A 6,725-nucleotide genomic window follows, 5' to 3' on the forward strand; every position below is an offset into this window, starting at 1 on the left:
CGTCTCCTCAAGCAGCGCAAAGGCTACCAGCGAATAAGCGCGCTGCCCCAGGTAAATCCGCCGCCGATGGCCTCGATCATCACGAGGTCGCCTTTCTGGATGCGACCGTCCTTGCGCGCGGTGTCGAGCGCCAGGGGAATCGATGCCGCCGAGGTGTTGCCGTGCTTGTTGACGGTGATCACCACCTTCTCGGGCGCGATACCGAGCTTCTCGGCGCTCGCGGTGATAATGCGTTTGTTGGCCTGATGTGGCACGAACCACTTGAGCTCCTCGGCGCTGGTGCCGGTGGAGTTGAAGGCATCCTGCACCACGTCCGCAACCATGCCGACCGCGAACTTGAAGACCTCCCGGCCTTCCATCTTGAGAACGCCCGTCGTCTTCGTGGAGCCGGGGCCGCCGTCCACATAGAGCTTGTCCCGATAACGCCCGTCGGAACGCAGGTGGGAGCTCAGCACGCCCCGGTCGGCCGAAGTGCCCTCGCCTTCCCCGGCTTCGAGCACGATGGCGCCAGCGCCGTCGCCGAACAGCACGCAGGTGGTGCGGTCGTTCCAATCGAGGATTCGCGAGAACGTCTCGGCGCCGATCACCAGCGCGCGCTTGTGCGAGCCGGATTGGAGAAACTTGTCGGCGGTGGCGACCGCATAGACGAAGCCCGTGCAGACGGCCTGGAGATCGAAGGCGGCGCCGTGCGTCATGCCGAGGCCGTTCTGGATCWTCGTGGCCGTGGACGGAWAGGTGTGGTCCGGGGTCGAGGTGGCGCAGACGATGAGGTCGATATCTTCAGCCTTCAGGCCCGCATCGGCGAGCGCCGCCTCGGCGGCCCTGATGCCGAGCACGGAGGTGGTTTCGCTGTCGTCCGCGATGTGGCGCTGCTCGATGCCGGTGCGCTGCACGATCCATTCGTGCGAGGTCTCCACCTGCTTTTCGAGGTCTTGGTTCGTAACCAAGAGCTTCGGCAGATAGGAGCCGACGCCGCGGACGATGGAACGGGTGCGTTTCAAGATGCGCTTCCTCAGGCCGTATGGCCGACCGGATCATGCTCCAGCATGCTCCGGATTGTGTTCATCAATTCAAAATGCGCCATGTCGTAGGCCACGTCGATGGCGCTGGCGAAGCCGAGATCGTCGGTGCCGCCGTGGCTCTTCACAACAACGCCCTCCAGCCCCAGGAAGACGCCGCCATTGACCTTGCGCGGGTCCATCTTGTCCCTCAAGGCGTTAAAAGCCTGTTTCGCGAACAGATAGCCGATCTTCGCCATCAGGGTGCGGCTCATGGCCGAACGCAGGTATTGGCCAATCTGCTTGGCGGTGCCCTCGGCGGTCTTCAGGGCAATGTTGCCCGTGAACCCTTCCGTCACCACCACGTCCACAGTGCCCTTGCCGATATCGTCGCCTTCCACGAAGCCGCGATAATCGAGATGGGGAGCGTTCATTTCCTTAAGAAGGCGGCCGGCTTCCTTCACGGCCTCGATTCCCTTGATCTCCTCGGTGCCCACGTTGAGCAGGCCCACGGTCGGGCGCTGGAGATCGAAGACGATGCGCGCCATGGCGGCACCCATGATCGCCATATCGACCAAATGCCCGGCATCCGTGCCGATGGTTGCGCCAACGTCGAGAACGATGCTCTCGCCCCGCATGGTCGGCCACATGGCGGCGATGGCCGGGCGCTCGATATGCGCCATGGTCTTCAGGCAGATCTTGGCGGTCGCCATCAGGGCGCCCGTGTTGCCGGCGGAAACGGCGGCGTCTGCCTCCCCGTCCTTCACCGCCTGAACAGCCCGCCACATGGAGGACTTGCCGCGCCCCATGCGGATGGCCTGGCTCGGCTTTTCGTCCATGGAGATGGAGATATCGGTATGGCGAAGCTCAGTCGCCTCCTTGAGCTTGGGATGGGCATTCAGGAGGGGCGCGATGAGGGCCTCGTTGCCGAACATCAGAAAACGAATGTCGGGATGACGCTCCAGGGCCAGGGCCGCGCCCGGAATGACGATCGACGGGCCGTGGTCACCCCCCATCGCATCAAGCGAAATTCGCACTGGCTTCGACATAAAGTGTTTTTCTTTCTTTGCGGCGTGGACAGGGGGCGGAAAATACCGGTTTGCAATAGCATCGCAACCGAATTCTATCTCCCTGCCCTTGAGGCTTCCGTGATGGCCGGACGGCTGCGAAAACCGTCCAGCTCCTTGAAAACCGCTACTTTTCGCCCTTCAGCTTGTTTAAGGCGGCAAAGGGAGAGTCTTTCTCGTCGGCGGGGTCGCGAAAGTCGAAATCCACGCCCGGCTTGCGAGGATACGGATCGAGGCCCAGCGCCAGGAATTCGGCCATCAGGGCACCCAGATCGACCTGACCATTGATGATCTCGTCCGGGGGTTCGTAGTCGTTGATGTCTGTCGGAGGCTCGGCCGGCATGCCGGATGACTTGGCGAAATCGACCTCCACCTCCTCCTCGATATCGGAATCGAAGGGCTCCAGCGTCACGACGCAGATCTGGGTGATCGAGGCCTTCACCACGCCCGTCACATGGATGCCCTTGGCCGTGCTGGTGAGCTTGAAATCGCAGGAAAGCGCCCGAATACCCGGCAGGCCGAAATCCTTCGCCAGCGCGGCGCGCTCCTCGGCGCTCGCCTCCACGCGATTTTCCTGGCCCCGGGGCGGGATGTTCATGACGTCGACGAGCCGCGACAGGGGGCCCACACTCTCAGGGGTCATCGGCTATTCTCCTCCATGAAGGCCTCGGGCGCGGGAAAGGCAGGTCCTGATTCCAGAAGCGTATCCAGATCGGTGCTCTTGAGCGCCCGATCCGCCGCAAAGGCATAACGCGCAAGGGATACGGCCGGTGCCTCGCCGCCCAGGGCGTTGCGGCCAAGGGCCTCTGCGAGAGCAGCCTCGTCGTCGCCGTTCAAGGCCGGATCGTAGGTGAGAGCGCGGCCAAAGAACGACTCGGCGACCTTCTTCATGCGCTTGGGCACCACCGTATCGCCGACGCCCATCTCCCGTAAGGACGCGTCCATGTCCTGGAAGAAGGCATCCGTGAGGTCCTTCGCCACGTCATCCGCCGGCGCGGGCAGGTTGCGCAGGGCACGTAAGGACAGGACCATATGGAGAGAGAGAGACTCGAAGCGCCCCTCCAGGGTATCCGGGATATCAAGTGCCGCATACAGGCCCGGCGCGCGGGAGGCCGTAGCGATTCTCGCATAGAGAGCCGCGATGGCGACGCGCCGAGGATCCTTGCGGAAGAGACTGAAGATCACAGCCTTTTCCCTTCCAAGCTTGTCAAATTCGTAGCCTCGGGTTACGCCATCACCGTCCACAGGCGCAAGCCTATCCGCGCCCCATTCCTGGAAGAACCGTACGATGCGTCGATATCAACCTCTTTTGGCACGCTTGGCTACTGCGGCATTTCTTGGCTTGTCCGTTGCAGCCTGCACGATGGGCGAAGAATTCCAGCGCGGCTACCAGCTCGATGAGAACGCCGTAGCTCAGATCAAGAAGGGCCAGAGCGCGGATCAGGTCCTGGCGGCCCTCGGCACACCCTCGACCGTCTCCACCGTCGGCAACAAGAACTGGTACTACATCAGCCAGCGCTCCCGCCGCACGTTCCAGTTCCTGGGTGAGCAGGTGGTGGACCAGCGCGTGACCGCCGTCTACTTCGACAACGGCCTGCGGGTCGAGCGCGTGGCGGTCTACGGCATTCAGGACGGCAAGGTGTTCGACTTCATCAGCCGCACCACCCCCTCGGGCGGCCAGGAGAGCAGCTTCCTCGGTCAGCTTCTGCGCGGCACGAACAGCTTCAACCCGTTCGGCACCTAAAGTTTCAGGCATTTCCAATGACGATGGCCGGGCTCATGTCCCGGCCATTTTCGTTTAAGGCGCTCCGATCAAGCACCAGCCCATGCGGCAGCGATCACCATGAAGCCCATGCATTTGCGCCCGTGCTTGGTCTGCATCGCCTCGAAAGCATTGGCCTCCTCCGCGAAAGGATGCTGACCTTCAGCATCCCTGAAAGCTCTCAGGTTCCCGAAATAAGGGCCCTCATAGGCATCCCATTCGGCAGTGCTGCTCAGGTGGCTATAGCGAAGATCGAACCCGGCCTTCCCCACTTCCTCAACCAAAGCCGCCTCGCCCATCATTTCGTCCTCAGTCGCGCCGAGAAAATCGAGGTATTCGGGATGGGGGCAGTCGGCCCAGACACCCTCGCCCAGCAGAACAACGCCGCCCGGCTTCAGATTGGCCTTGGCATAGGCGAGAACTTCCTGAAACGATCCGATGGCATGGGTCGCGCCGAGCAACGCAATCGCATCGAAGCACTCAGCCGCCTTCCACTCCCGACCGTCGGCGATGACCATCTCGAGGCGGCCGCTCGTTCCTTCCCGCTGGGCGAGAACTGCACCCTGCGCCGCCAGAACGGGGTTCTTCTCGACGCAGACGACCGATGCCTGCGGATCGTTCTTCAGGAGCGCGCGAGCCAAGGCGGCCTTTCCGCAGCCTATATCCAGCAGGCGCCCGCCTTTGGGGATCTGGCTTAAGACCTCCGCCAAAGTCTCGGCGGACATGGGCGACATCAGGTCGATGGTTTCATGCCCGATGACGGTACGCTGCTCACGAACTGAGATCGAGGCGAGCGCCTCCGGTCCGAAAGGGTCGGTATGGGCCATGATTTCATTCCTCATTGGCGCAGACACAAGAAAGCCTCGCAGCGTGAGCTGCGAGGCCGATACGTTGTAACTGTCCGAAGGATGTTAGGAATGCGCCAGGATTGCAAGCAGCATCAGAGCGATGATGTTCGTAATCTTGATTGCCGGGTTCACGGCGGGCCCCGCCGTGTCCTTGTAGGGGTCGCCGACGGTATCGCCGGTCACGGAGGCCTTGTGCGCTTCCGAACCCTTGTGGTGAACGGTGCCCGAGGAGTCCGTGAAGCCGTCCTCGAAGGACTTCTTCGCGTTGTCCCAGGCGCCGCCGCCGGAGGTCATGGAGATTGCCACGAAGAGGCCGGTCACGATCACGCCGAGCAGCATCGCGCCCACCGCCGAGAAGGCCTGTGACTTGCCTGCAACCCAGTAGATCACGAAATAGGTCACGATCGGCGCCAGCACCGGCAGGAGCGACGGGATGATCATTTCCTTGATCGCTGCGCGGGTGAGCATGTCCACCGCACGCCCGTAATCGGGACGGTCGGTGCCGGCCATGATGCCCGGCTTCTCACGGAATTGACGGCGCACTTCCTCCACGACCGCACCTGCCGCACGACCCACCGCCGTCATGGCGATGCCGCTGAACAGGAAGGGGATGAGACCGCCGAACAGCAGGCCGACCACCACATAGGGATTGGTCAGCGAGAAGTCCGGCTTCACGCCCTGGAAGTAGGGATACTGCGCCGCGTTGCGGGTGAAGTAATCGAGGTCCGAGGTGTAGGCCGCGAACAGCACGAGTGCGCCGAGACCGGCGGAGCCGATGGCGTAGCCCTTCGTCACCGCCTTCGTGGTATTGCCCACCGCGTCGAGCGCGTCGGTGGACTTGCGTACCTCCTTGGGCAGGCCCGCCATTTCGGCGATGCCGCCTGCGTTGTCCGTCACCGGACCGAAGGCATCGAGCGCCACGATCATGCCGGCGAGCGCCAGCATCGCAGTCACGGCGATGGCGATGCCGAAGAGGCCCGCGAACGAGTAGGCCACGATGATGCCCGCGATGATCACGATGGTCGGCAGCGCCGTCGATTCCAGCGAGACCGCGAGGCCCTGGATCACGTTGGTGCCATGGCCCGTCACCGAGGATTGCGCGATGGAGCGCACCGGGCGGAAGCCGACGCCCGTGTAGAACTCGGTGATCACGACGATGAAGGCCGTGACGGCAAGGCCRACGAGCGAGCACCAGAAGAGATCCAGCCCCGTATAGTCAGTGCCGGCAATCGGCCCGAAGCCGATGACCCGCCACGTGACGAGGGCGATGGCTGCTGCCGAGAGAACGCCCGTCGCGATGAGGCCCTTGTAGAGCGCGCCCATGATGGACTCGTTCTGACCGAGCTTCACGAAGAAGGTGCCGATGATCGAGGTGACGATGCAGGCCGCACCGATGGAGAGCGGATAGAGCAGCATCGATTCGAGGATCGGCTGCCCGCCGAAGAAGATCGCGCCGAGCACCATCGTGGCGACCACCGTCACCGCGTAGGTCTCGAACAGGTCGGCCGCCATGCCGGCGCAGTCGCCGACATTGTCGCCCACRTTGTCGGCGATGGTGGCGGGATTGCGCGGATCGTCCTCGGGAATGCCGGCTTCCACCTTGCCCACGAGGTCGCCGCCCACGTCGGCGCCTTTGGTGAAGATGCCGCCACCGAGACGGGCGAAAATCGAGATCAGCGAGGCGCCGAAGCCGAGGGCCACGAGGCTGTCGATGACCACGCGGTCGGCCGGGTTCAAGCCGACGATCTTGGTGAGGTAGCCGAAGTAGAGGGACACGCCGAGAAGGGCGAGACCGGCGACCAGCATGCCCGTGACCGCGCCAGCCTTGAAGGCGACATCGAGGCCGCCGCCGAGGGATTGGGTTGCCGCCTGCGCCGTGCGCACATTGGCACGGACGGAGACGTTCATGCCGATGAAGCCCGCGGCGGCGGAGAGAATMGCGCCGATGGCGAAACCGAATGCAACGCGCATTCCGAGGAGGTAGGCGATGATGACGAACAGAACGACGCCGACGATTCCAATCGTCGTATATTGTCGGCGGAGATAAGCC

General features: G+C 63.2%; 7 protein-coding genes. 1 reads left to right on the top strand and 6 read right to left on the bottom strand.

Features of this window, described 5'->3' with window-relative positions:
* Positions 1–23: 23 nt before the first annotated feature.
* The 4 genes from ACXJKO_RS28600 to ACXJKO_RS28615 form a co-directional block, all read right to left on the bottom strand.
* On the bottom strand, positions 24–1,001 hold the full coding sequence (locus ACXJKO_RS28600; protein WP_457094425.1) for a beta-ketoacyl-ACP synthase III: 978 nt from the start codon (positions 999–1,001) through the stop codon (positions 24–26).
* A gap of 11 nt (positions 1,002–1,012) precedes the next feature.
* Positions 1,013–2,047, bottom strand: coding sequence for a phosphate acyltransferase PlsX (gene plsX, locus ACXJKO_RS28605; protein WP_457094426.1), 1,035 nt, complete (start codon positions 2,045–2,047; stop codon positions 1,013–1,015).
* Positions 2,048–2,192: 145 nt separating this feature from the next.
* Entirely contained in the window at positions 2,193–2,708 is a 516-nt protein-coding gene (locus ACXJKO_RS28610; RefSeq protein WP_457094427.1) for a YceD family protein, read from the bottom strand.
* The gene (locus tag ACXJKO_RS28615; protein ID WP_457094428.1) at positions 2,705–3,250 is read right to left on the bottom strand and encodes a ubiquinol-cytochrome C chaperone family protein; all 546 of its coding nucleotides are present in this window, start codon (positions 3,248–3,250) and stop codon (positions 2,705–2,707) included. Before ACXJKO_RS28615 ends, ACXJKO_RS28610 begins: the two co-directional genes overlap by 4 nt.
* A 103-nt stretch (positions 3,251–3,353) precedes the next feature.
* On the opposite strand from ACXJKO_RS28615, the gene ACXJKO_RS28620 reads away from it, so the two are divergent.
* A complete protein-coding gene (locus tag ACXJKO_RS28620; RefSeq protein ID WP_457094429.1) occupies positions 3,354–3,809 on the top strand; it encodes an outer membrane protein assembly factor BamE in 456 nt (151 codons plus the stop codon).
* 68 nt (positions 3,810–3,877) lie between these two features.
* On the opposite strand, the gene ACXJKO_RS28625 is transcribed toward ACXJKO_RS28620, so the two are convergent.
* Positions 3,878–4,654 (bottom strand): SAM-dependent methyltransferase, encoded by a 777-nt coding sequence (locus tag ACXJKO_RS28625; RefSeq protein ID WP_457094430.1) that lies wholly within the window; start codon positions 4,652–4,654, stop codon positions 3,878–3,880.
* 84 nt (positions 4,655–4,738) lie between these two features.
* A partial coding sequence (locus tag ACXJKO_RS28630) for a sodium-translocating pyrophosphatase (protein WP_457094431.1) occupies positions 4,739–6,725 on the bottom strand: 1,987 nt, incomplete at its 5' end.

Source organism: Microvirga sp. P5_D2 (assembly GCF_054049475.1).

Coding starts and splice junctions, on each gene's coding strand:
- plsX (WP_457094426.1), bottom strand. CDS start 2,047: ATGTCGAAGCCAGTGCGAATTTCGCTTGATGCGATGGGGGGTGACCAC.
- ACXJKO_RS28610 (WP_457094427.1), bottom strand. CDS start 2,708: ATGACCCCTGAGAGTGTGGGCCCCCTGTCGCGGCTCGTCGACGTCATG.
- ACXJKO_RS28620 (WP_457094429.1), top strand. CDS start 3,354: ATGCGTCGATATCAACCTCTTTTGGCACGCTTGGCTACTGCGGCATTT.
- ACXJKO_RS28625 (WP_457094430.1), bottom strand. CDS start 4,654: ATGGCCCATACCGACCCTTTCGGACCGGAGGCGCTCGCCTCGATCTCA.